Genomic DNA, 23,571 nt, shown 5'->3' on the forward strand with positions numbered 1-23,571 from the left:
GATGGAAACGCCATTTTGCAATGGGGAATGGTGTAGCTTTATTTCACGACGCGATAATTTGGCTTTAGTTTGATTGCGCAAAAGCCCGCACGCGCAGCCGATATTGCATGAAATGCGCCATTTTAGGCGGGCCTATGCTGCTCCGCGCAAGTCAGCCAGTTTGTCCAAGGCATCACGCAGTTTCGCGCTTTCCGTCTCGACATCAATCTCTGACGCATTGCTGTCTTCAAACTGAGCGATATCGTTGCGCGTTTCGCCCGCAGCGGTATTCAATTCGCGCAAGCCGTGGGCGAAAGCTTGTTTTTCTGCAGGATCGCTAAGGCGCCCGGTCTGCGCCTTTTCGGCGCGTTTGCGATCTTCGAGAGCGGCAGCAAAGCGCTCCATCATCTGCATCATGCTCAGTTCTTCGATGGGCGTCGCGCGCAGTTTGGCGAGCGCTGCGGGAATTTCGGGGCTTAGAGCTTCGGTCATTACGGGCGCTGGTTCAGCTTCGGACTCCGACTCAGGGATAGAGACGAACTCTTCGGCTTCTTCAGCAATTTCCTCGACCCAAACGGCATTGCGACCGGGCATGGCGCCAAACTCTTCAAGGCCCATGGAACGAGGAGGCTGTGCCAACTCAACGTCTTCGCTTGCCTCACCAATCTCGACTTCGGCGGCTGGCTCAAATGGCGCAGCGCCGGAAGATATCAGCGCATCGAGCGCGGACTGCGCACTGGCGATATCAGGCAGATCGACCGAGCGCTTGTCAGCTTGAGGTTCTTCAACCACCAAAGTGCCTTCATCGGCCGTTTCAGCCTCGATTTCCGGCTGTTCAACTTCCAGTTCCGGCTCTTCCTCAGAACCAAAATTCGGGAAGATCAGATCAGGATCATCAGCATTCTTGTCCGCATCACCGCGCGCCAACTGTGCAAGACTGCGGCGGCGGCCCTGGGTAGGGGCGGGCTCTTCTGACACCTCGTCCACGGCTTCGACTTCTTCGGGTGCAGCGGGCGCTTCTTGTTCAATCTCTTCGAATTCCGCTGTTTCAATTGGAGCATCAAGCGAATCGCTGCCCAATTCCTCGGCTGGATCGATGGGAAGGACGGTCTCTTCTTCCTCTTCGAAATCGCCATGATCGCCGGCCAGTTTTCGCTTAAGCATAGCCGCAACGCCAAAGCCGATGGTTCCGCCAGCGACGGCGCCAATCACCGCAAGAATAACCCGCGCATTCTCGCCCAGGATGGAAAGACTGGTAAGCAGGCTAAGCCGCTCAATCAGGTTGGCAGGCAGGATCAGGATCGCCAAAGCCACAATCAGCGCCGCCCACGCGATTAGCGCAGGCTTAAAGATCGGATGCGATGCGATAGCAAACCGGCCAGATGAGCGTGATTGTGCGCGCATGATTTAATGTGCTCCCCGTTGCCCCTTTGCGCAAGAGGGTGAGAGCGCCCCTTACGCGTTAACTCTATGGCGCGGCGCGTCCGACATTGCGCTGGTGCCGCGATGCTTTTCGGATAGCAAGAGCTGGTAAACAGACGCATAACGCTGCGCATTGATCGCCCAATTGTGAGAGGTGCGTACGTGGCGTGCCGCGCGTTCGCGCATCGCGTCCCATTCTTCTGGCGCGCTGAGCAAGTCCGACAGAGCAGACGCGCATGCGGCTGGATCATCGGGGGCAAACAAAGTGCCTGTGTCGCCATGCGTAATCAGTTCACGGTGTCCGCCCACATTGGAGCCTGCAACAAGGCGGCGCTGCGCCATCGCTTCCAATGGCTTCAACGGAGTGACGAGATTGGTTAAGCGCGATGCCTTGCGCGGATAGGCGAGCACATCGATCAGCGAATAATACAGTTCAACTTCCGAGTGCGGCACGCGGCCTGCGAAAATGACGGCATCCGGTTCGGGCAGTTTTGCAGCGAGATCACGCCAATCGGCATCGAGTTCACCGCCACCCACCAAAAGCAGCCTTGCTTGCGGATGGGTCTCGCGCAGGATCGGCATGGCGGCAATCAGATCATCGACGCCTTCATAATCGTAAAAGCTGCCGATGTAGCCAATGACAGGCGTATCAGGCGCAATGCCAAGCTTTTTGGCCAAGGCCTCATCGCGCGGCGGAGGATCGCCGAAGAGCGACAAGTCTACTCCATTTGGCATCACGCCAATCTTTCCGCCGGAAAGGCCGCGCGCAATCAGATCATCACGAAGGCCCTGGCAGATCGTGAAGACTGCATCAGCTCTGCTTACCACCTGCGTTTCAAGCGCGCGGGTCATCCGATATTTGGCTGACCCCTCACGCCCCTGACGATTGCCGACAGCGGCATCTTCCCAGAACGCGCGAATTTCATAGACAAGTGGAAGATCGAGCGTCCGCGCCGCCTGCAAAGCTGCCGCGCCGTTAAGCGAGGGAGAATGCGCGTGAAGGATATCGGGTCTCCATTCGCGAGCGACTGATTTGATGCTGTCTGTTAACCGCTTGATCTCACGAATTTCGGCAAGGCCCGTCGGTCCTGACGGCGTTCCGGTAGTGCGATGAAAATTCAGCCCGTCATGCGTTTCCATCGCTCCGGGAGTGGATCGCTCTGGTGCGTCTAATTCGTGTCGTTGCCCCGTTACACCGCGCACTTCCATTCCCAGCGCCTCCTGCGCCTTCAGGATGGCGCGCGTGCGAAAGGTGTATCCGGAATGGATCGGCAAAGAGTGGTCTAGAACATGAAGGACGCGCATTTTTCGTGTATCGTCTTTGCTGCCAACAACGGGTTTGCTTAGGAGCCTGTTAAACGAAAATCGTTACCACACCCTTTGCACGAGGTGTCATGTGAACCCCTGCCCCTCCAAAGTCCAACGCCCGAAGGTCGCTGAATGGTAAACATTGTAACGATTGCGTTTGTGCATGCGGTATTGTTTATCGCAGCTTTCCGGCTGATGATGCGCAGCGATCTGGACGCTGATCTGGTGCCATCACCTGATGCCGGTGCGGGGGATGATGCGAACGGCGATGATGAGCCGCAAACCCCCTCTGAACGCCGCCGAGCCCGTCTGCGCGCCAGCCAGGAAAAGCGCGATCAGTGACTGAAGTCTTCCTCCTTGGCTTCTTTGTGATCCTGCTTCTTGCTGGTCTCAAGCACCCCTTCGTGTGGGTGCTGCTCTACCTTTACATCGAAATTGTTTCGCCCAGCAAAGTCGGCACACAGATCCTCGCCTCGATCCAGATGTCGCTTATTACGTTTGGCGCGATGGTTGGTGGATGGCTGCTGTTCGACAAGACCAAGGGCAAGGCGCGCTTTGGCATGCGGCAGGGGTTGATCGTTGCTCTGCTTCTCTATTGCCTTGTGACGACAGGCTCGGCCGATTTTCCCGATTCTGCTGCCGAAAAATGGGACTGGGTCTGGAAATCGCTGATCTTTGCAGCCTTCTTGCCACTCACCCTTACATCGCGGCTGCGGATTGAGGGGGCGATCATGTTTTACGTTCTTTCGCTTTCGGTAATTGTCATCAATGGCGGAGTGAAGACGTTTCTTGGCGGCGGGGGATATGGCCGTTTGCGGCTTCTCGTCGATGACAATTCAGGTCTCTACGAAAGCTCGATCATTGCGTGCGCTGCGATCACGGCGATCCCGCTGATCTGGTGGGTCGCAACGCATGGCCGGGTGTTCCCGCGCGATTGGAAGACAAAAGCGTTTGCGGCTGGTTATACATTTGCCGCGATCCTGATCCCCATCGGTACGAGCGCCCGGACAGGGCTTGTGTGTCTTGCCGTGTTTGGATTGTTGCTTCTCGTGCAGATGAAGCGGCGCGTCCTTTACGGCGCTCTCATGGCGGTCGCGATGGTTGCATCAATTCCGTTCCTGCCCGCCTCTTTTACAGAGCGTATGGCGACGATCCAGAACTACCAAGCCGATCAGTCAGCCTCTTCTCGCCTCGCCGTGTGGGAATGGACGATCGATTACGCAATGGAGAACCCGTTTGGAGGCGGCTTCACGGCATACCGTGCCAATTCGATCGAAATTGATCTGGTCGAGGAAAACCGCGGTGCCAATGCGTCTTTGGTGACTGAGAAAACCGTCGTCGACAAAGCGCGCGCTTACCATTCGAGCTATTTTGAAATGCTGGGCGAACAAGGCTGGCCCGGACTCGGACTGTTCCTGCTGCTGCATGGGCTGGGCCTGTGGCATCTGCGCAAACTCTATAAGGGCTGGAAGAACCGCACATCCGAGCGGGACAGGTGGGTCTCACCGCTCGCGCTCGCACTCCAGCAATCGCATATCATCTATCTTGTGGGCGCGGTGTTCGTCGGCATCGCGTTCCAGCCGTTCATCATGCTCATTATCGCGTTTCAGGCGGCGCTTTGGAGTTACAGCAAGATCCTCGAAGGTGAGGCCAGCATAGATGATTCGCGGCCCTTGCGCATGCGCGAAAAGGCCTCTGCCGCTACGGCATAAAGGCGGGCGAGCTTTGCCATTGCGTTACGCGCAAGGGCCTGCCATTAAGTGGCTCAGTTAACGTAAACGTAAACTGGACGCGCCGCTTCCCGGCGGTGGCGCAGGGCAGAGGAGACACGCATGACACCGCAGGATTTGGCCGCCAAAGTTGGCGAGAATATCGGCTCTTCGGAATGGGTCGAAATGACTCAGGAAAAGGTCAACATGTTCGCTGATGCGACGGGTGACCATCAGTTCATCCATATCGACGAAGAAGCCGCCAAGATGACGCCGTTTGGCGGCACCATCGTTCACGGCTTTATGACGCTTTCGATGATCCCCTATCTCGGCGCGAACAGCGACATGCCCAAGATCGACAATGTGAAGATGGGCGTGAATTATGGCGGCAACAAAACCCGCTTCATCGCGCCTGTGCGCGTCGGCAAGCGTATTCGCGGCCACTGGAAGCTCGTCGAAATGATCGAGAAGCGTCCCGGACAGTGGCAGCAGACCGCTGAAATCACGATCGAGATCGAAGGCGAGGAAAAGCCGGCGCTGATCTGTGAGTGGATCACGCAGTACTTCGTCTAATCGGCGTCATAGAAACTCATTAAGATGGGCGCTCTTCGAGAGTGCCTCGGATCGTATCACCCAAATCAAAGGACACCCCCAACATGTCACGTGACGCAGTCATCGTCTCCACCGCCCGCACGCCAATTGGCCGCGCGTATAAAGGCGGCTTCAACGCAACCCCCGGCGCAACACTCGGCTCGTTCTCTTACAAGGCCGCTGTCGAGCGCGCCGGTATCGAAGGCGGCGAAGTCGACGATGTGGTGTGGGGCGCAGTACTTACCCAGGGCACGCAGGCCGGCAATATCGGTCGCCAGGTCGCTCTTCGCGGCGGCGCTCCCGTCACTGTGGCAGCGCAGACGATTGATCGTCAGTGCTCATCGGGCCTGATGGCAATTGCGACGGCAGCGAAACAGATCATTGTCGACAATATGGATATCGTCGTTGGCGGCGGTCAGGATTCGATCTCCATGGTCCAAACACCTGAAATGCGGGTCGCGCCCGATCCATCGCTCATCGCGATGCACAAGGATGTGTACATGCCGATGCTTGGCACCGCAGAAACGGTTGCCGCGCGTTACAACATCAGCCGCGAAGCACAGGATGAATACGCACTGCAATCGCAAATGCGCACCGCTGCTGGCCAAGAGGCAGGCCACTTCGATGACGAGATCATCCCCGTCACCACAACGATGATGGTGAAGGACAAGGAAACCGGCGAAGTCAGCCAGCAAGAGGTCACCATTACCAAGGATGAAGGCAACCGTCCTTCGACAACGTTGGAAGGCTTGGCATCGCTGAACCCGGTCATGGGCCCTGACAAAGTCATTACCGCCGGCAACGCGTCGCAGCTTTCGGATGGTTCTTCAGCAAGCGTTCTGATGGAAGCTAAAGTTGCTGAGCAAAAGGGCCTTCAGCCGCTTGGCCGCTATGTTGGTATGGCGGTTGCTGGCACCGAGCCTGATGAAATGGGCATTGGCCCGGTATTCGCGATCCCGAAGCTGCTCAAGCAAACCGGCCTGAAGATGGACGACATCGGCCTTTGGGAACTCAACGAAGCGTTCGCCGTGCAGGTGCTCTATTGCCGTGACCAGCTCGGCATCGATAACGATATCCTCAACGTCAATGGCGGCTCGATCTCGATCGGTCACCCCTATGGAATGACCGGCGCGCGCTGCACCGGCCACGCGCTAATCGAAGGCAAGCGCCGCGGCGCGAAATACGTCGTCGTCACCATGTGCGTCGGCGGCGGCATGGGCGCAGCTGGCCTGTTCGAGGTATTCTAGACCTGACAAACAGAAGAATTTGGAAAGGGCGGGGAGCGATCCTCGCCCTTTCTTTTTGCTCGATCACGTGGTTCGATACGGAAGCAGGCTTCGCAGGCCCGTCTTGTTGACGTTCTGGATTTCAATGCCGGGGAAGGCGTTGACCTCGATCGTTACTACTTCGTCTTCGGCGGTGATGATGCTGTCAGTTCCGCAATAGTTGAGGTCGATGGCGCGCGATGCCTTTGCCGCTTCTTCCAGCACTTTTGGCCATTTGGGGATCTCAAAACCGATTAAAGTCTCGCTTGTAGCCGGGTTCTCACTGACTTCGCGATTGTCATGCCATGCGCGCGTGCAGCGACCGGTCTCAAGATCAATCGCCATCCCAACCGCACCGCGATGAAGGTTCGCCTTTCCCCCCGATAGCTTCGTCGGCAGGCGCAGCATTGCCTGGATCGGCTTATGTTCGAAACAGATCACGCGAACATCGGGAAGGCCATGCGCGCCGACTTCTTCGAAGACGCTGCTGGCCGTCACGAGCTCTTCAAGAAATGCCGTGTCGCGGTGCGCGCCTGAATTGCTGTAATGGCCGGTGAAAATGCGATTGAGATGCTCTTTGAGATCAGCCTTGCTCCAGGTGTCATCGCCGTTCTTCCAGGTGCCCGCTCTCTGTCGATGAAGCACCACGATGCCCAATCCTTTGCTGCCCTTGTTGGGCTTGACGACAAAGCTTTCCGGCAGATCGGCGAAATCGGCAATGGCGATGTCGGACAATCCTTTGATCGTCATCAGAGTTTCGGGCACCCGCACCCCGGCTTTCTTGAGTGCCGCCTTCGATGCAACCTTGTCGTTTGCAAGAGCGATGGAGCGCCGTGAATTGACGTCAGCGATCATTTTGTTGCGGCGATTAATTCCGAGCAGATCCACGGTCTTCCTCCAGCACGGTCGTGAATCTGTTGAGCTCGGTAAGGCGCAGCCCGCGATATCGCGAAAGCAGCAAGGCAGCGATGATGGCGATCAATGGGACAAGATAGGGCGATGATGCGACAGCCGCCCGAAGCGTGGTTCCCGCCAATGCAAACTGGATGATGATGGCCAGCAGAATGGTCGCCGAGGCGAGGCTGGCCGCTTCAATCCGGCCCTCGCTTTGATGCGTGATCCACCAGCGCTCCACCACCAGTGCGGAAATGACAATCGGGAACGAAGTGTCGAGCAATGCGCCGCCATACCAGCGCTGCAAAGCATACTGGATCAGCGCGACGACGCCGATCAGAACCGCCATCATACCCATGCGCGTCACATTGAACCGGTCTAGCAGCGGCACGATTAGCGCACCAAGCAGAATGATGAGCCCCATCGCGAGCGGTCCCAGCAATGGACCCAATTGCATAAAGGCAAGCGCCATCAGCATGGGCGTGAATATGCCGAAGGTATCAATGCCGATTACGACGCGGCTGAACAAAACGATCACAGCGCCGAGCGGCATAGTCAAAATCAGGTGCGAGGCATCAAAGCCCCAACGCTCCATCGCTGACGGCAGTGATGGGCTTGGCACGCTGAACACTGTAGCAGGTGCCGTCAGCACCGCTTCGACAACGAGCGCCAGTAGGAGCAGCGTCCCCGATAATGCAAAGGCGAGCACTCGAAGAACGGCGAGCCGATTCTTGGGGCGGGGCGGGAGCTCAAAAGACATAGGCGATCATCAGCTGCGCCCGAAATCCCGAAAAATCGCGGATCGGATCGTTTGATTTGCGCCGCCTGTATTGAAACTCAGCCGATGTGCGCCATTCGCCGGGCCAATACAGAAATTCAACTTCCGGGGTGAATTGCTCGTCGCGGCGAGTGCCTCCATCATCGACGGCGCGGCCTGGAAAGTCGGTAACGCGCCACTCGAATTTAGGCCTCACTCGCAGATCGCGGCCAAGCGGATGGGTGTAGGTCACGGAAACCAATTGCCGATCATAGGTGCGAAATGCATCGTCTGAGCGAATGTCCTCGTAGCGCGCATCAAGTTCCAGATAGTGATATCGGCCAAACCGATAGCGGTATTCGCCCTCGATCCGCGGCCCATCGCCCGTTGCATCACTGCCATCCGAATAACGGCGCTCGCGCCAGCGAAACGCTGCGCCAAATCGATGCGCGCGCACAGGCTCGAACCGCAGCCTTGCGCGCAATTCGGTTTCATCGATGTCGAAGAATTCAACCGATGGGAAGCGGTTGCTCCGCTCGGCCCTCAGCCGCAATTCCCAGTGATCATCGAATTCATGTTCGATGCCGATCCGCGCGAAATATCGCACACGGTCGGTGAAGTCGGGATTGGAAAACTCGACATATTCAGCCTGCGCAGACAGCTCAATTTCGGTTTGGTCGTTTTCAAACTCCAGCCCAGCGGTCGCCTCGGTGATGATGGCGCTTGCATCAACATCATCATCGCCTTGTTCGACTTCCGCTTCGGAATAGACGCCGTCGAGCTCAAGGCGCAGATAAGGATCTGCCTCGAACCCGGCGAGTAACGAGAGTGCTTGGACGAACATCGCACGGTCGAATAGGGCCTGACCGTTCGATCACGGTTAGCTCGCTACCGCGTAAACTACCTAGGCGCGCTTGCATGTCGCGTGATCGCGGCGCACACTTGCATCCATGGGGATCATGGAAATCATCGGTATTGCAGGCAGCGTCAGCCTATTGAGCGGCTGGCGGCTCTATCTTTGCGTATTTGCAACCGGCCTCGCGATGCGATTGGATGCGCTGCCTGTGCCAGAACACCTTGCAAGTCTTGCCGTCCTTGAAAACCCGTGGGTGATGGGGATCGCGGCGCTTGGTGCGCTTGCGGAATTCTTTGCCGACAAGGTGATGTGGCTCGATAGCCTGTGGGACACCGTTCACACGCTGGTGCGGCCTATTGGCGGGGCGCTGTTGGCGCTGGCGATTGTCGATCCGTCCGATCCCGCAATGCAGGTGATCGCCTTTATGCTCGGCGGCGGAGCAAGCTTCCTAGCTCATGGCGGGAAGGCATCGGCACGTGCTGTCGTCAACACATCGCCCGAACCGGTGAGCAATATCGCTGCATCCAGCGCCGAGGATATTGCGACGGTCGGGCTATTATATGTCGCGTATGAATATCCCGCAGTGGCTGCTGGCGTAGCCGCGGTGCTGTTGGTGCTGGTTTTTGGGCTGCTGTGGATTGCGAGCAGAGTGGTGAAACGAGTGTTTTTCAGATCGTCCAGAACTTAAGTCTAGTCGGCAGCGCGCATCTGCGCGTTCTCAGTCACCCATAGCGAGGGCCAATCGCCCGGCGGCGTGCCCCTACATTCGCGCATCTCGTTAAAGGATGCGAGACGGAACATCTCTCCATCCCAGGCCCAGCTCGCGCTCTGTCCGCAGTCGGCAAGCCCGCGACCTTTCGCGAATTCGTACAACATGCGGGTCGCAGGCGCATAATCCGCGGTTGTGATGCCAGCATACATCCACGGTTCGACGGGACGATAGGAAATGGACAATTCGCGGGGCTGCTCAATTGGTGCAAATGACCAGTCGCCCGCCTCATCAACAATCACGATAATGGCAGACGCCTGATACGCGCCGAGCATGCATGGGATGATGCCGACCGAGTGATCTTTATCGAGACGGTAAAATTCGGCCTCTCCGGGTGCGGTGGAGCACTCCCCGGCTTCTTTCACGGCAGCGATGGCCTCCTTTCCTAGTGTTCGCGCTGGCGCATCGGACGGATTGGGTTGAGCGATGCTCGGGATACGAGGTGTGGGCGGAACCGCGCTTGCAGGCCTCGTACCGTTGGCAACAATGGCGGTGACGGTGCCGACACGCTTTTGCTGATCATCGATCCAGCGAAGACCAGCGCTTGCTCCCGTAACCGGGAGGTCCCCGAAGACTTCACCATCAGGGCCGATCACCTGCGCGGACCGCGCGCGAGCGATCGCCTTGAGGAAGGGAATTGGATTGCTCGTTAAATACCCACTCGCGTCAAATGCGAAGGTCGAATTGCGGCCATCAATTCGAATGGTTGTTGGCTTGTCGTAGAAATCAAAAGAAGGCGCCGCGCTGACGGTCGGTTCGTCTAAAGACCCTGCGCCGCGCTCCGTGCGGAGTGTCCAATTTGAGCCAGTGGCTATATCCGGTTTGGCAGCGATCGCCTCACAATCGCGGATGTTGTTGCACACCACGATCCAGTCGCCGAATTCGGCGGGCTCTGGGATTTCCGCAATCGATGGCGGCGCTGCGGGAGGGGTGAGGAGAAGGGCGGTCAACCAGATCATGATTCAAGCCTAGCAGGCTCGCCCTTAATCAAAAGCATCGCCTAGCTGTGCGCCGTGATAAACTCCTCAACCACGGGCGCGACCTTGTTGCGCCAGCGGCTGCCGTTGAAAATGCCGTAGTGGCCGGCACCTTCGGCCATGTAATACTGCTTTTTGCTCTTATCGAGATTGGGCGTCAGTTTCAGCGCGGCCTTCGTCTGGCCGAGGCCTGAGATATCGTCACGCTCGCCTTCAATGGCGAGAAGTGCGGTGTGGGTGATGCCTTTGAGGTCCACGATCTCTCCTTTGTGGCGGAATTCACCATTCGGGATTGAGTGCTTCTGGAAGACTTCTTCGACCGTCTGGAGGTAGAATTCCGCCGTCATGTCGCACACCGCGCGGTATTCGTCGTAAAAATCCTTCGTTGCCTGAGCGCTTTCATCATCGCCAGCGGTGAGGTGTTTGAACATCTCATAATGGCTCATCATGTGGCTTTGCAGATTCATGCTCATGAACGCGGAAAGCTGCATGAAGCCGGGGTAAACACGCCGACCGGCGCCGCGGTAATTCATGGGAACGGTCGCAATCACCGAACCGCGGAACCATTCGATCGGACGATTCATCGCGTGATCGTTAACGGTTGTCGGGCTTTCGCGGGTGTCGATTGGCCCACCCATCATGGTAAGTGTATCGGGGCTGGCTGGTGAGCGATGCTGATTGAGAAGCGATGTCGCGGCAAAAGCCGGAACCGATGGCTGGCACACCGCCATCATGTGGGGACGGCTGGGCTTTTCGCGCTCAGTGCCTGATTGCGCGGCGATATATTCAAGAAATTCAATTAAATAGTCGATGTAATCATCGAGATCGAAATGTCCCTCATGCAGAGGCACCGTTTTCGCATCGGCCCAATCGGTGATGTAAACCTCGCACGACTGCAGCATGCGAGCGACCGTGCCGCGCAGAAGCGTTGCGTAATGGCCGCTCATCGGTGCAACGATCAGCAGTTTGGGACGGCGGGCGGTCGCTTCGCCGTCAATGATGTCGACGCCTTCGAGGCGGAACCGCTTCAGATCGCCAAACGGGCGATTGAGCACGGTCGACTCAATGACCGAGTAGATCTTGCCATCCAGAGCCACCTCAGTGATGCCGAAAGCGGGTTTGCCATAATTCGCCGTGGCGTGAGCAAACACATCGAGCGCGTTGGCTGTCATCGACCCAATGCCCATATGGCTCAATGGATTGGCGGGGCTCGATAGCATTTCTGCACCCATGGAAGCCCAAGCGCTGGCGCTATTGAGCCAGCTGCGTTGAAGCTCGTAGGCCTGATAAAGCATGTAATGCCCCTTTCATAAGGGCATGTGCCCTCGGTAAAATCTCTCAGAATGCGCGAGAAATTGGCGCAATTCCCGTCTTTGATCCCTCAACCCAAATGGAGGCTAATGGGTAATTGTGCAATGCACAATTTGTAACTGTCCGATAAATGGAAAGGGGGAAGACGCGTTTTTTGCACGTGAAATTGTGGCCCGTCCGCCCTAGATGAGCCTCGAAATGTCGGGCGAAGCTCAAAACACGGCAGAAAACACCGCTGCGATTACGGTCGCGGCTGGTGATGCTGTGCGTGAAAAAACGGTTCCGGAAAAGAAATCGCGTTCGCTTGCGCCGCTCAAGATGGTTTATCGCGAGGCGGGCAAATATCCTGCGCAAATCTGCTGGGCGTTGCTCGCGCTGATGGTGACCGCTGGTGCAACCTTGGCGATCCCCTGGCGGTTCAAAGTCATAGTCGATGACGCGTTTTCGGGCGGCGCCGGATCAGAAGAAATCGCGAGCGCGTTCCAATACCTGCTGATGATCGTCGTGATCCTTGGCATTGGCACGGCCCTGCGGTTCTATTTCGTAAGCTGGATCGGTGAGCGCGTCGTTGCCGATATCCGCGCCAAGGTTCAGCGCAACCTATTGCGCATGTCGCCTTCATTCTACGAAGAGAACAGCCCCAAGGAAATCTCAAGCCGGATGACATCCGATACCGCCATCATCGAAACGGTGGTGGGGACGACGGTTTCGGTCGCTTTGCGGAATGTCCTAACAGCGATTGGCGGCACGATATTGCTGCTTTATCTCGCGCCCAGCCTGACGATTGGCCTACTCATTGGCATTCCGCTTGTGCTTGCTCCGATCGTGTTTTTCGGTCGCAAGATCCGCTCAATTTCACGCTCAAGCCAGGACCGCGTGGCTGATGTGGGAGCTTATGTCACCGAGGTTTTGAGCGCGATGAAAGTCGTCCAAAGCTTTGGCCAGGAACGGCGCGAGGCAGACAGATTTCAGGGCGTGGTTGAGCGCACATTCGATACCGCGCGAAAACGCATAATGTTGCGCGCCGCGATGACTTCCATCGTGATTGTGCTGATTTTTGGCGGGATCACGCTGGTTATGTGGCGCGGGGCAGAAGCCGTGTCGGTCGGCGCAATTTCAGGCGGTACAATTGCAGCTTTCGTCATCACCGGCGGGATCGTCGCAGGCGCATTTGGCGCGCTTACCGAGGTGTACGGCGATTTGCTGCGCGGCGCAGGAGCCGCGAGCAGGCTTGCTGAATTGCTCGAATCGCAGCCCGAGATTGCTGCGCCAGAGAGGCCTGAGCGCCTGCCGGAACCGCCGCGTGGCAGCCTCTCGTTCCGCAATGTCACGTTCCGCTATCCCGCTCGTCCCGAAACACCCGCGCTAACCAATTTCAGCCTCGAAATTGAACCGGGTGAAACGATCGCGATCGTCGGTCCCTCGGGTGCGGGCAAATCGACTCTCTTCCAGCTGGTAGAGCGGTTCTACGATCCGCAATCGGGCACGATCCGGCTCGATGGCGTCCCCCTTACCAAAGCTGATCCTGCCGATATCCGCGCGCGGATCGCTTTCGTTCCGCAAGAGGGTATTCTGTTCAGTGCCAATGCGCGCGACAATCTGCGTTATGGCCGCTGGGATGCGAGCGAAGAGGATATCTGGGACGCGGCCCGAGCGGCGAATGCCGAAGGGTTTCTGCGCGAACTACCCGATGGGCTCGACACCTATCTTGGCGAGGGCGGGACGCAATTGTCTGGCGGTCAGCGTCAGCGCGTGGCGATCGCCCGCGCACTGCTGCGCGATGCGCCGATCCTGCTTTTAGACGAGGCGACCAGCGCTCTTGACGCGGAAAGCGAGCAATTGGTGCAGCAAGCGCTTGATACGCTCATGGTTGATCGCACGACGCTGGTTATCGCGCACAGGCTTGCAACCGTGCGCGCTGCGGACAGGATCATCGTGCTCGATAATGGCGAGATCGTCGAACAGGGCACTCATGATCAATTGGCGGCGGCAAATGGGCTCTATGCACGCCTTGCAAAGCTGCAATTTGGGGAAAGCGAGCTCGTTTAAGGACGCTTTGGTCTAGACGGATTGACTTGGCCGTCCTTGCTGGCATTGGCTGCGCGCCATGACGATACTGCAATTGCTCATCATTGCCGTGGTGCAGGGGATCACCGAGTTTCTGCCGATCTCCTCGTCAGGGCATCTGATCCTGATCCCCTATCTAACCGAGTTTCCCGATCAGGGACCCCTGATCGATGTCGCGGTGCACGTAGGATCTCTTCTCGCAATTATCGTCTATTTCTTCAAAGACGTACTGGTCTTGGCCCGCGGCGGGTTTGCGAGCGTCGGTGTCGGAGCAAGCGCGCCCAATGCCCCCGCTGAGCGCCGCCTGTTCTGGTGGATCGTGCTGGGGACAATCCCCGCGGTCGCGTTTGGCCTTTCAATAAAAATGGGCCTTTTCAACGGCATCGCGACGGACCTGTTCGGAGTTGAGATTGTCGATGACGATTTGATGAGTTCGATCCGGTTCACCGATCTCATCGCGTTCAATCTCATCGTTTACGGACTGCTCCTGGGGCTCGCCGATTACATCGGCAAAGAGGTGAAGGTATTTGAGAACATGACCTGGCGCGATGGTCTGATTGTTGGCGTGGCGCAGGCTCTTGCGATCATTCCGGGCACCAGCCGTTCGGGTGTGACGATGACTGCGGCGCGGTTCCTCGGGTACAAGCGCGTGGAGGCGGCTCGGTTCTCTTTCCTGCTGTCGATCCCAGCGGTTGCAGGGGCTGGGGTTCTGATTGTGCCCGAGATATTCGAGGCGGGAACAGAGCTTGCCTGGGATGCGCTCATTGCAGGTGTACTGACCTTTATCTCGGCCTTCCTCACAATGGCGTTTCTGATGAATTTCCTTAAGCGCGCCTCAATGATGGTATTCGTGGTTTACCGGGTCGCGATGGGCTGCGCGCTCCTATACTTTTTTTAAATGCGAATTATCCGCAATAACTCAGGAACAAAACGCCGCACCCGTGTGTAGAAGCAATGATACACACGCAGAAAGGTGAAGAGCGTTCCGATGGCCCTCATGGTGCTAGTTCTTGTTGGTTTGACGTTTGGCTGGCTGTCCTCTGTCCTTGCCCGGACTGAGGCTGCGGGCTCGATATTGCGGCAGATCGGACTTGCAATGGCAGCGTCTGTGGCTGTGGGCCTTTATGCGAACAATATGACGATGATGGGAGGCCTATCACCTGCCGCGCTTGGGTTTGCCTGCGCAGCTGCGACTGCAGTTCTTGCAGCCTATCACGTTCTTGTCCGAAGCAGGACCAGCGAAGTTTAAACCGGCTTGGCGCCGCTACCGCGCCCGCCGCGCAGATGATATTCCTGCGTCCCCCGGTGCACCACATTATCGACATCGATGACGGCTGAATTGGCATAGGTGAAGCCTGCGCCGAGGTTTCTGTAGAGTCGGTCAAAATCGCGCTCCACAGTCTGACGATACAGATCCTCAAAGCTTTCAATCACGAAATAGGTCGGCTGAAGATCGCTGATCACATAATCCGTGCGCATCACGCGATCGACATTGAGCATGATGCGGTTGGGACTTTGCGCTTCGACTGCAAAGACCGCCTCGGTTGGCCCTGACAGAATGCCAGCACCATAGGCCTTTATCCCGTCAGCCTCTTCGATAAGTCCAAACTCCACCGTGTACCAATAGAGCGACCCCAAGGCCTTTAGCCGGTTATACCGCATCGCCTTCCATCCGGCGCGTCCATATTCCTGCATGTAATCGGCGAACACGGGATCAGTCAGCATCGGCACGTGTCCAAAGACATCATGGAAGACGTCAGGCTCCTGGATGTAATCGAAAGTTTCGCGCGTGCGGATGAAATTTCCCGCGGGAAAGCGCCGATTAGCAAGGTGCCAGAAGAACACATGATCGGGGATCAGCATTGGCACGGGGACCACGCTCCACCCTGTCAGTCTATCCAATTCTTCCGACATGGCGCCAAAATCGGGCACTCCGCCGCGCCCCAGATCGAGCCGCTCGAGACCTTTCAGGAAAGCGGACGCAGCCCGGCCAGGAAGCACTTCCATCTGCCGTGCAAACAGATCGTCCCACACAGCGTGATCTTCTGAGGAATATTGGGTCTGCGCAGGCTCCAGCCAATCATCGCCCACATGTGAAGGTTTCGCGAGCGGCGCTGTGAACACGTCCTTCGGCAGCTCGGGAAGCGTGCTAAAATCGGTCTTGTGATCTGCAACGGTAGCCATGCACTGTCATGTGATACTAGAAAAGCGGTGAGACAAGCGAAAAAGGGGCGAGAAGCGTGGCTTTGAAAGGCAAGGAATACCGCAAGGCATTGGAACCGATGACGGAAGAGCTCGTCGCCATGGCGCGTTGGGCGCGGATTACAGGTGCGCGGATTGTGGTGCTGTTCGAAGGGCGCGATACGGCGGGGAAAGGCGGCGCAATCCGGGCAGTGCGTGACAAACTAAACCCGCGCCAGTGCCGCACGGTCGCTTTGGGAAAGCCCACCGAAGATGAGCAGACGCAGTGGTATTTCCAGCGCTATATCCAGCACTTGCCGCATGCTGGCGAGATCGTGCTGTTTGATCGCAGTTGGTACAACCGCGCAGGCGTCGAAGCGGTGATGGGCTTTGCCGATGAAGAACAGATCTTGCATTTTATGCGGCAGGTCCCGGTCTTCGAAAAGCTGCTGACCGATGATGGCATACTGCTGTTCAAATACTGGCTGACGACCGATCAGGAACGCCAGGAAGAACGGCTGGAAGAGCGCCTGGAAGACCCGCTCAAGCGCTGGAAGCTCTCGCCAATCGATCTTGCAGCGCGCGACAAGTATGACGACTACACCAAGGCGCGCGAGGCTATGCTGAAAGCGACCCACTATGACCACGCACCGTGGACTCTCGTGAACTTCAATGATCAGAAACTGGGTCGGCTAACGCTGATCCGCGACTTGCTGGACCGACTGCCCGATACGCATTGTGAGTTGCCGGAGATCGACTTTCCAGAATTGGGAAGGAAAACCAAGAAAGAGAGCTTCGGCGTGCTCAAGCCGATTGAGGATTATCGGTTGGATTAAGCCAGCGGGGCCGCCCCCGCTACGACTAGGTTTCATTCATCGCCAATTCTGACTCACCTCGTGCCTGCGGGAGATCTTGGGTCAAATGCTAGCGCTAGCTTTCATCACCTGCCTTCCATCCTCCGCAAATGCGCCCAATTCGAAACCATCATCCGTTTTCCGCATCACCAAGTGAATTGGTTCCCCAGCGATTGCAGGAGACATCCCGCGAAACTTGAATGTGCGAAGAGCATTTTCGCCGAGCTCATTTGCCGCCAATTGTAGCAGCAGCGATGCCGTGAGCGGGCCGTGCACCACAAGGCCACGATAGCGTTCAACATCTCGCGCATAGGGTGCATCGTAGTGTATGCGGTGGGTGTTGAATGTCAGCGCAGAATAACGAAACAGCAGGCGCGGATCGGGAGTTAGCGCGCGGTGCGCTTCCCATTCCGCAGGGTCAAATGTGGTGCCCGCGAGTTCGGGTGGGCTAAGCGGCACATCGCTTGCCGCAGCATCGCGGTAAACGAGAGTTTTGGTCTCGCGCACGGAAAGCCTGCCATCTGCACTCACCTCGTGCTCGACATCGACGAAGGCGAGCTTGCCCGATCCACCTTCCTTTTCCTTGATGGATATCACCCGGCTTGTTCGTTTGATCGCAGCGCCAAGTGCAATGGGGGCGACAAATTGAATCGCGCTGGAGGCCCACATGCGCCGAGGCATGGGAAAGGGCGGCAAGAAGCTGCTTGTGCTATCATCGCGCGCGGGATGCCCGTCCTCGCCAAGCGTATCGCTGCGCGCTTGTGGGGTGCACAAAGCAAAGTGAATACCCTGCGGCATGATCCCATCGCTGGGCCGTTCAAGATCAAAGGTAGCGCACCACCGGAACGCGTGCTCTGGCGTTAATCTGTCCCTGTCAGACTGTTGTCGGCCGATCCATGCGGCGTAGGGTTGGTCGTCTGTATCTGGCATTCCAACTACCCACCTATATTGTCCCAAAATGAGACGTTTCTTGCGCGAAAGGCCTCTCACGCGTGCGTTTGGTGAACTAAACCGCTCTTTCGAAAACTGCGGCAATTCCCTGTCCCCCGCCAATGCACATCGTCTCCAGCCCATAGCGCACATCGCGCCGATGCATTTCCTGCGCCATATCGGCAAGGATTCGCCCACCGGTCGCACCGATGGGGTGGCCAAGCGAAATGCCAGAGCCGTTCACGTTCAGGATATCGCGCCGGCTGTCATCCGCGCTCCAGCCCCAGCCTTTCAGCACGGCGAGCACTTGCGGTGCGAAAGCTTCGTTGACTTCAACAAGGCCAATATCGTCCCATGAATACCCGCGCCGCTCAAACAGCCGCTCGGTCGCGGGGACAGGGCCAATGCCCATCCTAGAGGGGTCACAGCCCGCCGCCGCCCAGCCATTGAAATAGAGCATGGGTTCAAGGCCTAGCTCTTCCAGCTTCTCCTCCGCGACGACCAGACAGGCCGCGGCCGCGTCGTTCTGTTGGCTGGCATTGCCTGCAGTGACGATAGCTTCGGGATCGCGCTTGCCATCAATCGGGCGCAGTTTGCCGAGTGTTTCCATCGAGGCATCGGCGCGATACCCTTCGTCATGGTCAAAGGTGACGGGATCACCGCGCCGCTGCGGTACGTCGACGGTCACCAATTGCTCGGCAAACTTGCCATCTGCCCAAGCCTTCGCAGCGTTTTGGTGTGAGCGCACAGCGAATGCGTCCGCTTCTTCGCGCGTGATTTCGTAGTCTTTGGCGAGGTTCTCTGCCGTCTCGATCATGCCGGTGATAATGCCGAAGCGTTCGATCGGCTGGCTCATCAATCGCCCGCGCGACAGGCGATCGTGCAGCGTGATATCGCCCATCCGCGCCCCGCCGCGCCCTTGCAGAGTGTAGTGTTCGACATTCGACATGCTCTCGCACCCACCGGCGACCACGACATCAGCCATGCCGGTTTCGACCATCATCGCGGCATTGGCGACGGCTTGCAGCCCCGATCCACAGCGCCGGTCTAGTTGATAGCCCGGCACCTCAAGCGGCAGGCCGGCGGCCAGCCATGACCAGTGGCCAATGGCGGGTGCTTCTGCGTTGCCGTAACCCTGGGAGAAGACGACATCGTCCACGCGTTCCGGATCAATCCCGGAACGTTCGACCAATGCTTTAAGGATGATAGCGCCCAACTCGCCTGCATTGAGGCTCGACAGTCCGCCAAGGAATTTCCCCACCGGGGTGCGCAGGGGCGAAACAATGGCTGCACGTCTGCTCATTTATCTGTCCTTGTCTGAGAGAGCCACGGTGCCAGCATCGACGAGCTTGCCGATCGCGCCGCTTGAAAGCCCAAGCCGTTCACTGAGCACCTCTTCAGAATGCTGACCTAGATACGGTGCCGGAGCGGGATCGCCTGCCTCATGTGCGGGTAGGTTCGCGAAGGACCGAGTAGCAGGGTATTCAAAGCCTGACGGGTTTGCCGGCGAAGGTCCGAACAACGGATTGTCAGCCACCAGGACCGGATCATTCGCCGCTTCGTAAGCGGTGCGGTATTTCTCGAATGTGCATCCCGATGCCGCCATACGGGCCTCGAGCGCCTTGTAATCATGGCTGCCAGCGACTGTTTGGAAGATCTCGAACAAAGCCTCGCGGTGCTTGAAGCGGGGATCATCGCCATCGGCAAACTTTACGCCTACTTTTGCTTCCAATTGACCGATTGGCGTTGCCACACCGAACGCTTCGACAAGGCCCGCCCATTGCTTTGCGGTGAGAGCTGCGACCATAAAACGCACGCCGTCCTTTGATCGGAAATCGCGTCCGAACGCGCCCCAGATGGCATTGCCAAGCCGTTGCCGGTCCGATCCGCGATAGAGCATCTCGGCCATCATCCCCGCATTGGCGGTTGTGCCGATGGCAACATCGCCCAACGGCACCCGCACTTCGGAGCCTTCGCCGGTTGTGTCGCGGTGTCTGAGCGCTGCCATAAGTGCAAAAGCGCAATAAGCGCCCGTGATAAAATCCCATGCGGGGAGGACCTGGTTCACGGGCGGTGCTGTCGCCATGTCCCATTCTTCAGGGCCGGTCATCAAGGGGTATCCGCTTGCAGCATTGACCGTGAAATCCATCGCCTGCCTGCCATCGTGCCAGCCAAGGATGCGCACCGACGTCATATCGGGCGCGTTTCCTGGTTGCGCTGCTTTCATCGCGGCGTGGCTCAAAAAGCTTTTTTCGGGAAGGTTGGTGATGCACTGGCCTGTCTGTGCGGCCAACTCGACGCATAGCTCGCGCCCCTCACCGCTGCGTAGATCGAGCGCGACCGATTTCTTTGCGCGGTTGAGGTTCTCCCACGAGAGCGAGCGACCCTCTTTGGTGAGCATATACCGATCATAATCGAGGCCGCCCGCCTTGTGATCTACGCGAATAACCTCTGCGCCCAATTGCGCGCAGTAAAGGCCTGCTGTGGGTGAGGCGACAAAGCTGGAGACTTCGATGATAGAGAGGTCATTGAGTAAGTTATACATATGGTTGTGGACCCACCCCTGGCCCCTCCCGCAAGCGGAAGGGGAGTTAGACTTGCGAGCTTGCTCGCTAGTCGCAGCGGGGTGGGCGCTGCTCTCCTTTTATCCGTTTAGCGCTTCCCACTCGCGCAGCATGTGCTTGGCGATCTGAAGCTGGAGGATTTGCGTAGTGCCCTCGTAAATTCGATAAATGCGGGCATCGCGATAGAAGCGTTCAGCATCGTATTCTGCGAGGTATCCCGCGCCTCCGTAGATCTGGACGACCCTGTCGACCACGCGGCCGCACATTTCAGATGCAAAAACCTTAAAGGCCGCGGCTTTCACAAGGATGTTCTCACCCCGATCAGCCCGTTCCGTCACATCTTTCATCATGCATTCGGCAGCGTAAATCTCGGTCTCGCTGTCAGCCAGCATCGCCTGGATTAGCTGGAAGCGGGCGATGGGTTCGCCAAACGCCTTGCGCTCATTGGCGTATCGCATGGCAGAATCGAGTGCGCGGCGGGCATAGGCGGTCGCTGCTGATCCCACCGAAATTCGGCCATTGTCGAGGCTTTGCATTGCAAAACGGAAGCCGCGCCCCGTCTCGCCTCCCAAAAGCGCATCGCCCGGCACTTTAACGTCATCGAGCATGATGTCCGACACATGGCTGCCGGCCTGGCCCATCTTCTTGTCCGGTGATCCGGTGGAGACACCGGGCGCATCCATCGGCACAAGAAAGGCGCTGACATGCGCGTTCTTGGGCAAGTTTTCCTTCTCCGTCCTCGCCATGATGAGTGCGAAATCGGCGTGCGGGGCGTTGGTGATGTAGCGCTTGGTACCGTTCAAGATCCAGCCATTGCCATCAGGATCAGGCTTTGCAGTGGTTTGAAGCCCTGCGCTGTCGCTGCCCGAACCTGGCTCTGTCAGGCCGAAACAGGCGATCTTGCCTTCGACCAGCTTGGGATACCATTCTGCGCGCTGCTCCTCGGTGGCGCCGTTTTTCAGCGCGCTCGCAAACATGCCGATATTGATCGAGAAGATCGAGCGATAGGCAGGCGCTGCATAGCTCATCATATTCACGACGCGCGCATATTGCGTCATGTTGAGGCCTGCACCGCCATATTCCTCCGGCACCGAAATACCGAACAATCCCATGTCGCGCATTTCCTGAATGATCTCAGGCGGGACGGCGTCGTTCTCGATCACTTCGTTCTCAGCAGGGATCAATCGCTCGCGTACGAACCGTTCAAGCTGCTCGGCAAACTGTTCGAAAATGTCCGGGTCCATCCCGGTGTTGAATTGCTCTTTGTGCGCGGGCGCGACATTCATGCTGGTGTGTGTCCCTTGTGCTTGGTGTCTTGGGGGCAAAACGAGTGCGATGCTGCTACTCGTATTGCCGAGTGCTCTTTATGGATTGGGTTGAGGGGCGCCGTCGCCTGTCACTTCTGCGTTGTCGCCGGCATCAGTATCGGGCTCTTCGGCGACGGTTGGCGCGATTGCATTGACGGGCGGGCGCTGTTCATCAAGCATTTCGGCGGCGTCTCTCAACGCTTGCTTTTCGCCTTCGCTCACAGCGCCCGGCGGGTTTTCGCCGCTGCCGGAACACGCGGCGAGCGCCAATGCAATCACAGACGTTGCAAAGGCTTTTCTATCAAAGGCTCGCCGATCCGTTGTCATCTGATCAATCGCCGGTTTCTTCCGCAACTGGAGCGGCGTCATCCAAAGCGGCATCGAGATTGTCGGCGGCCTCTGCCGCTTCAGCGGCTTCTGCTGCCTCAATCGCGTCGAGAGCGGATTGCGCATCGGCAGCAACAGCAGCGCCCTGATCAGCCGCTTCGGTTGCGACTTCCTGCGTGACAGCTGGTGGGCCTTCGATCTCCTCGGCTGGCGCAGATGCGTTTGCATCTTCAACCGGCTCTTCGGTCACATCTTCAAGCGCTTCGGCAGCAGGTTGTTCAACCGTGTTGGCAGTCGCATCGCTCGATGCATCATCAGTTGTATCGCAAGCGGCGAGCGCGAGGCTGATGCCTGCGACAGACGCTATGCTGATTGCTTTTTTCATTTAGGGGTTCCTCCATGCAATCCTCAGATATTTCCCGCATGATAGCCTTTCAGCATGGCCTGAGCCAAGGGCAATTCTTCTCCCCCAAGCTTGTGCCGTTTCTGCACCCTTTCGTCAGCTAACGCGCAACTGACGCAAACTGTGCTATTCGGCGAACCATGGAAAAAAGCATCCTTCTTGCATCGTTCAGTGCCCTTGCAACCCTGGCGCTTGCTGCGCCAAATTCCGCACAGAATTCGGCTGGCGATTTCACCATTGCTGAAACCGGGCAGAGCTTCTCGACATTGCAAGCTGCAGTCGATGCCGTGGGGGCAAACACCGCTACAATCGCGATTGCACCCGGCACGTATCGCCAATGCGCGGTGCAGAAAGCGGGCGTTATCACTTTCGCTGCCCAGGAATACGGAACGGCGGTGTTTTCAGGTACGACATGCGAAGGCAAGGCGGCCTTGGTGTTGCGCGGCGACGGAGCAGAAATACGCGGGCTGACCTTCACCGGCATAAGCGTGCCCGATGGCAATGGTGCAGGGATCAGGCTTGAGAAAAACAATCTCAACATCGCTTTCACGCGGTTTCTCGATAGCCAGCAAGGTATCCTCACCGCCAATGATCCTGATGGCCGCATTTTCATCACCCGTTCCACCTTCAGCCGTCTTGGCACGTGTGAGAATTCCGCGGGGTGTGCGCATTCGATCTATGTCGGGAAATACGGATCGCTCACTGTGCGCGAAAGCCGGTTTGAGCGCGGCACAGGCGGGCATTATGTCAAATCGCGCGCGCCCAACAATGTGATAGAAAACAACAGTTTCGACGATGCTCAGGGCCGCTCCACCAATTATATGATCGACCTTCCCGATGGCAGCCAGGGAACTATCGCGAGCAATTGGTTCATCCAAGGGCGCGACAAAGAGAACTATTCTGCGTTGATCGCACTTGGCGCCAACGGATCGCAGAACCCGTCTGATGGCCTGATCGTGCGCGACAACGATGCGCGCTTTGTGCCCGGCCTCCAACGCAAAACCGCGTTTCTGGCAGACTGGTCAGGCACCCGCTTGGTGATGGAAGGCAACCGGCTAGCGTCGGGAATTGAGCAATATGATGCGCGTTGACGCGGGCCG

General features: G+C 57.7%; 24 protein-coding genes. 10 read left to right on the forward strand and 14 right to left on the reverse strand.

Translation table 11 applies throughout. The annotated features are described in order from the left end of the window. Positions 1–132: 132 nt before the first annotated feature. Both AUC45_RS09970 and AUC45_RS09975 read right to left on the reverse strand, forming a co-directional pair. Positions 133–1,383 carry a hypothetical protein gene (locus tag AUC45_RS09970; RefSeq protein WP_067601786.1) on the reverse strand — a complete coding sequence of 417 codons (1,251 nt, stop codon included), beginning with the start codon at positions 1,381–1,383 and terminating at the stop codon, positions 133–135. 51 nt (positions 1,384–1,434) lie between these two features. Beyond that, positions 1,435–2,706, reverse strand: coding sequence for a TIGR04063 family PEP-CTERM/XrtA system glycosyltransferase (locus AUC45_RS09975; RefSeq protein ID WP_067601789.1), 1,272 nt, complete (start codon positions 2,704–2,706; stop codon positions 1,435–1,437). 135 nt (positions 2,707–2,841) lie between these two features. Between AUC45_RS09975 and AUC45_RS09980 the strand changes: the two genes are divergently transcribed. The 4 genes from AUC45_RS09980 to AUC45_RS09995 all read left to right on the forward strand — a co-directional run bounded on the left by AUC45_RS09980 (position 2,842) and on the right by AUC45_RS09995 (position 6,256). Then, positions 2,842–3,051: a hypothetical protein gene (locus AUC45_RS09980; RefSeq protein ID WP_067601792.1), complete on the forward strand. Its 210-nt coding sequence runs from the start codon at positions 2,842–2,844 to the stop codon at positions 3,049–3,051. After that, positions 3,048–4,421 carry a putative O-glycosylation ligase, exosortase A system-associated gene (locus AUC45_RS09985; RefSeq protein WP_067601795.1) on the forward strand — a complete coding sequence of 458 codons (1,374 nt, stop codon included), beginning with the start codon at positions 3,048–3,050 and terminating at the stop codon, positions 4,419–4,421. The genes AUC45_RS09980 and AUC45_RS09985 overlap by 4 nt, the downstream gene beginning before the upstream one ends. A gap of 120 nt (positions 4,422–4,541) precedes the next feature. Beyond that, positions 4,542–4,991 (forward strand): MaoC family dehydratase, encoded by a 450-nt coding sequence (locus AUC45_RS09990; protein WP_067601798.1) that lies wholly within the window; start codon positions 4,542–4,544, stop codon positions 4,989–4,991. A gap of 83 nt (positions 4,992–5,074) precedes the next feature. After that, positions 5,075–6,256, forward strand: coding sequence for an acetyl-CoA C-acyltransferase (locus AUC45_RS09995; RefSeq protein ID WP_067601801.1), 1,182 nt, complete (start codon positions 5,075–5,077; stop codon positions 6,254–6,256). 63 nt (positions 6,257–6,319) lie between these two features. On the opposite strand, the gene AUC45_RS10000 is transcribed toward AUC45_RS09995, so the two are convergent. From AUC45_RS10000 to AUC45_RS10010, 3 genes are read right to left on the reverse strand one after another with little or no spacing between them, the layout of a single operon-like run. After that, the gene (locus AUC45_RS10000; RefSeq protein ID WP_156423813.1) at positions 6,320–7,162 is read right to left on the reverse strand and encodes a sugar-transfer associated ATP-grasp domain-containing protein; all 843 of its coding nucleotides are present in this window, start codon (positions 7,160–7,162) and stop codon (positions 6,320–6,322) included. After that, positions 7,143–7,928 (reverse strand): 7TM domain-containing protein, encoded by a 786-nt coding sequence (locus AUC45_RS10005; RefSeq protein ID WP_067601807.1) that lies wholly within the window; start codon positions 7,926–7,928, stop codon positions 7,143–7,145. The genes AUC45_RS10000 and AUC45_RS10005 overlap by 20 nt, the downstream gene beginning before the upstream one ends. After that, positions 7,918–8,769, reverse strand: coding sequence for a hypothetical protein (locus AUC45_RS10010; protein ID WP_067601810.1), 852 nt, complete (start codon positions 8,767–8,769; stop codon positions 7,918–7,920). The genes AUC45_RS10005 and AUC45_RS10010 overlap by 11 nt, the downstream gene beginning before the upstream one ends. 106 nt (positions 8,770–8,875) lie before the next feature. Here AUC45_RS10010 and AUC45_RS10015 point away from each other — a divergent pair, with 106 nt between their 5' ends. After that, positions 8,876–9,469: a DUF4126 domain-containing protein gene (locus tag AUC45_RS10015; protein WP_067601813.1), complete on the forward strand. Its 594-nt coding sequence runs from the start codon at positions 8,876–8,878 to the stop codon at positions 9,467–9,469. Positions 9,470–9,471: 2 nt separating this feature from the next. Here AUC45_RS10015 and AUC45_RS10020 read toward each other — a convergent pair whose 3' ends face one another. Both AUC45_RS10020 and AUC45_RS10025 read right to left on the reverse strand, forming a co-directional pair. Continuing rightward, the gene (locus AUC45_RS10020) at positions 9,472–10,509 is read right to left on the reverse strand and encodes a DUF1176 domain-containing protein (protein WP_067601815.1); all 1,038 of its coding nucleotides are present in this window, start codon (positions 10,507–10,509) and stop codon (positions 9,472–9,474) included. A gap of 41 nt (positions 10,510–10,550) precedes the next feature. Further along, complete coding sequence (locus AUC45_RS10025) at positions 10,551–11,822, reverse strand: polyhydroxyalkanoate depolymerase (protein ID WP_067601817.1); 1,272 nt, start codon at positions 11,820–11,822, stop codon at positions 10,551–10,553. A 202-nt stretch (positions 11,823–12,024) separates the two neighbouring features. Here AUC45_RS10025 and AUC45_RS10030 point away from each other — a divergent pair, with 202 nt between their 5' ends. The 3 genes from AUC45_RS10030 (at position 12,025) to AUC45_RS10040 (ending at position 15,154) form a co-directional block, all read left to right on the forward strand. After that, positions 12,025–13,887, forward strand: a complete 1,863-nt coding sequence (locus AUC45_RS10030; protein WP_082701077.1) for an ABC transporter transmembrane domain-containing protein — start codon at positions 12,025–12,027, stop codon at positions 13,885–13,887. Positions 13,888–13,945: 58 nt separating this feature from the next. Continuing rightward, complete coding sequence (locus AUC45_RS10035) at positions 13,946–14,803, forward strand: undecaprenyl-diphosphate phosphatase (protein WP_067601824.1); 858 nt, start codon at positions 13,946–13,948, stop codon at positions 14,801–14,803. Positions 14,804–14,893: 90 nt separating this feature from the next. Then, on the forward strand, positions 14,894–15,154 hold the full coding sequence (locus AUC45_RS10040) for a hypothetical protein (protein WP_067601827.1): 261 nt from the start codon (positions 14,894–14,896) through the stop codon (positions 15,152–15,154). On the opposite strand, the gene phhA is transcribed toward AUC45_RS10040, so the two are convergent. Further along, positions 15,151–16,089 (reverse strand): phenylalanine 4-monooxygenase, encoded by a 939-nt coding sequence (gene phhA, locus AUC45_RS10045; RefSeq protein ID WP_067601830.1) that lies wholly within the window; start codon positions 16,087–16,089, stop codon positions 15,151–15,153. The two genes, AUC45_RS10040 and phhA, sit on opposite strands and share 4 nt — an antisense overlap. Before the next feature lie 56 nt (positions 16,090–16,145). Here phhA and ppk2 point away from each other — a divergent pair, with 56 nt between their 5' ends. Then, on the forward strand, positions 16,146–16,922 hold the full coding sequence (ppk2, locus tag AUC45_RS10050) for a polyphosphate kinase 2 (protein ID WP_082701078.1): 777 nt from the start codon (positions 16,146–16,148) through the stop codon (positions 16,920–16,922). Between the two features lie 81 nt (positions 16,923–17,003). Here ppk2 and AUC45_RS10055 read toward each other — a convergent pair whose 3' ends face one another. The 6 genes from AUC45_RS10055 to AUC45_RS10080 form a co-directional block, all read right to left on the reverse strand. Further along, positions 17,004–17,870: a MaoC family dehydratase N-terminal domain-containing protein gene (locus tag AUC45_RS10055; RefSeq protein WP_067601836.1), complete on the reverse strand. Its 867-nt coding sequence runs from the start codon at positions 17,868–17,870 to the stop codon at positions 17,004–17,006. Between the two features lie 76 nt (positions 17,871–17,946). Continuing rightward, on the reverse strand, positions 17,947–19,173 hold the full coding sequence (locus AUC45_RS10060) for an acetyl-CoA C-acetyltransferase (protein ID WP_067601839.1): 1,227 nt from the start codon (positions 19,171–19,173) through the stop codon (positions 17,947–17,949). Then, entirely contained in the window at positions 19,174–20,415 is a 1,242-nt protein-coding gene (locus tag AUC45_RS10065) for a CoA transferase (RefSeq protein ID WP_067601842.1), read from the reverse strand. A gap of 99 nt (positions 20,416–20,514) precedes the next feature. After that, positions 20,515–21,720, reverse strand: a complete 1,206-nt coding sequence (locus AUC45_RS10070; RefSeq protein ID WP_067601845.1) for an acyl-CoA dehydrogenase family protein — start codon at positions 21,718–21,720, stop codon at positions 20,515–20,517. Positions 21,721–21,798: 78 nt separating this feature from the next. Then, positions 21,799–22,068 (reverse strand): hypothetical protein, encoded by a 270-nt coding sequence (locus AUC45_RS10075; RefSeq protein ID WP_156423814.1) that lies wholly within the window; start codon positions 22,066–22,068, stop codon positions 21,799–21,801. Positions 22,069–22,072: 4 nt separating this feature from the next. Beyond that, positions 22,073–22,453: a hypothetical protein gene (locus AUC45_RS10080; RefSeq protein WP_197409544.1), complete on the reverse strand. Its 381-nt coding sequence runs from the start codon at positions 22,451–22,453 to the stop codon at positions 22,073–22,075. A 158-nt stretch (positions 22,454–22,611) separates the two neighbouring features. On the opposite strand from AUC45_RS10080, the gene AUC45_RS10085 reads away from it, so the two are divergent. Then, entirely contained in the window at positions 22,612–23,562 is a 951-nt protein-coding gene (locus AUC45_RS10085; protein ID WP_067601848.1) for a right-handed parallel beta-helix repeat-containing protein, read from the forward strand. Positions 23,563–23,571: the final 9 nt, after the last annotated feature.

This window comes from Erythrobacter sp. YT30, from assembly GCF_001542875.1.
GTDB lineage: Bacteria > Pseudomonadota > Alphaproteobacteria > Sphingomonadales > Sphingomonadaceae > Erythrobacter.

Bases quoted from the DNA above. Each gene is read 5' to 3' on its own strand.
- AUC45_RS09970 (WP_067601786.1), bottom strand. From the start codon at position 1,383: ATGCGCGCACAATCACGCTCATCTGGCCGGTTTGCTATCGCATCGCAT.
- AUC45_RS09975 (WP_067601789.1), bottom strand. From the start codon at position 2,706: ATGCGCGTCCTTCATGTTCTAGACCACTCTTTGCCGATCCATTCCGGA.
- AUC45_RS09980 (WP_067601792.1), top strand. From the start codon at position 2,842: ATGGTAAACATTGTAACGATTGCGTTTGTGCATGCGGTATTGTTTATC.
- AUC45_RS09990 (WP_067601798.1), top strand. From the start codon at position 4,542: ATGACACCGCAGGATTTGGCCGCCAAAGTTGGCGAGAATATCGGCTCT.
- AUC45_RS09995 (WP_067601801.1), top strand. From the start codon at position 5,075: ATGTCACGTGACGCAGTCATCGTCTCCACCGCCCGCACGCCAATTGGC.
- AUC45_RS10005 (WP_067601807.1), bottom strand. From the start codon at position 7,928: ATGTCTTTTGAGCTCCCGCCCCGCCCCAAGAATCGGCTCGCCGTTCTT.
- AUC45_RS10010 (WP_067601810.1), bottom strand. From the start codon at position 8,769: ATGTTCGTCCAAGCACTCTCGTTACTCGCCGGGTTCGAGGCAGATCCT.
- AUC45_RS10015 (WP_067601813.1), top strand. From the start codon at position 8,876: ATGGGGATCATGGAAATCATCGGTATTGCAGGCAGCGTCAGCCTATTG.
- AUC45_RS10020 (WP_067601815.1), bottom strand. From the start codon at position 10,509: ATGATCTGGTTGACCGCCCTTCTCCTCACCCCTCCCGCAGCGCCGCCA.
- AUC45_RS10025 (WP_067601817.1), bottom strand. From the start codon at position 11,822: ATGCTTTATCAGGCCTACGAGCTTCAACGCAGCTGGCTCAATAGCGCC.
- AUC45_RS10030 (WP_082701077.1), top strand. From the start codon at position 12,025: ATGAGCCTCGAAATGTCGGGCGAAGCTCAAAACACGGCAGAAAACACC.
- AUC45_RS10035 (WP_067601824.1), top strand. From the start codon at position 13,946: ATGACGATACTGCAATTGCTCATCATTGCCGTGGTGCAGGGGATCACC.
- AUC45_RS10040 (WP_067601827.1), top strand. From the start codon at position 14,894: ATGGCCCTCATGGTGCTAGTTCTTGTTGGTTTGACGTTTGGCTGGCTG.
- phhA (WP_067601830.1), bottom strand. From the start codon at position 16,089: ATGGCTACCGTTGCAGATCACAAGACCGATTTTAGCACGCTTCCCGAG.
- AUC45_RS10055 (WP_067601836.1), bottom strand. From the start codon at position 17,870: ATGCCAGATACAGACGACCAACCCTACGCCGCATGGATCGGCCGACAA.
- AUC45_RS10060 (WP_067601839.1), bottom strand. From the start codon at position 19,173: ATGAGCAGACGTGCAGCCATTGTTTCGCCCCTGCGCACCCCGGTGGGG.
- AUC45_RS10065 (WP_067601842.1), bottom strand. From the start codon at position 20,415: ATGTATAACTTACTCAATGACCTCTCTATCATCGAAGTCTCCAGCTTT.
- AUC45_RS10070 (WP_067601845.1), bottom strand. From the start codon at position 21,720: ATGAATGTCGCGCCCGCGCACAAAGAGCAATTCAACACCGGGATGGAC.
- AUC45_RS10075 (WP_156423814.1), bottom strand. From the start codon at position 22,068: ATGACAACGGATCGGCGAGCCTTTGATAGAAAAGCCTTTGCAACGTCT.
- AUC45_RS10080 (WP_197409544.1), bottom strand. From the start codon at position 22,453: ATGAAAAAAGCAATCAGCATAGCGTCTGTCGCAGGCATCAGCCTCGCG.
- AUC45_RS10085 (WP_067601848.1), top strand. From the start codon at position 22,612: ATGGAAAAAAGCATCCTTCTTGCATCGTTCAGTGCCCTTGCAACCCTG.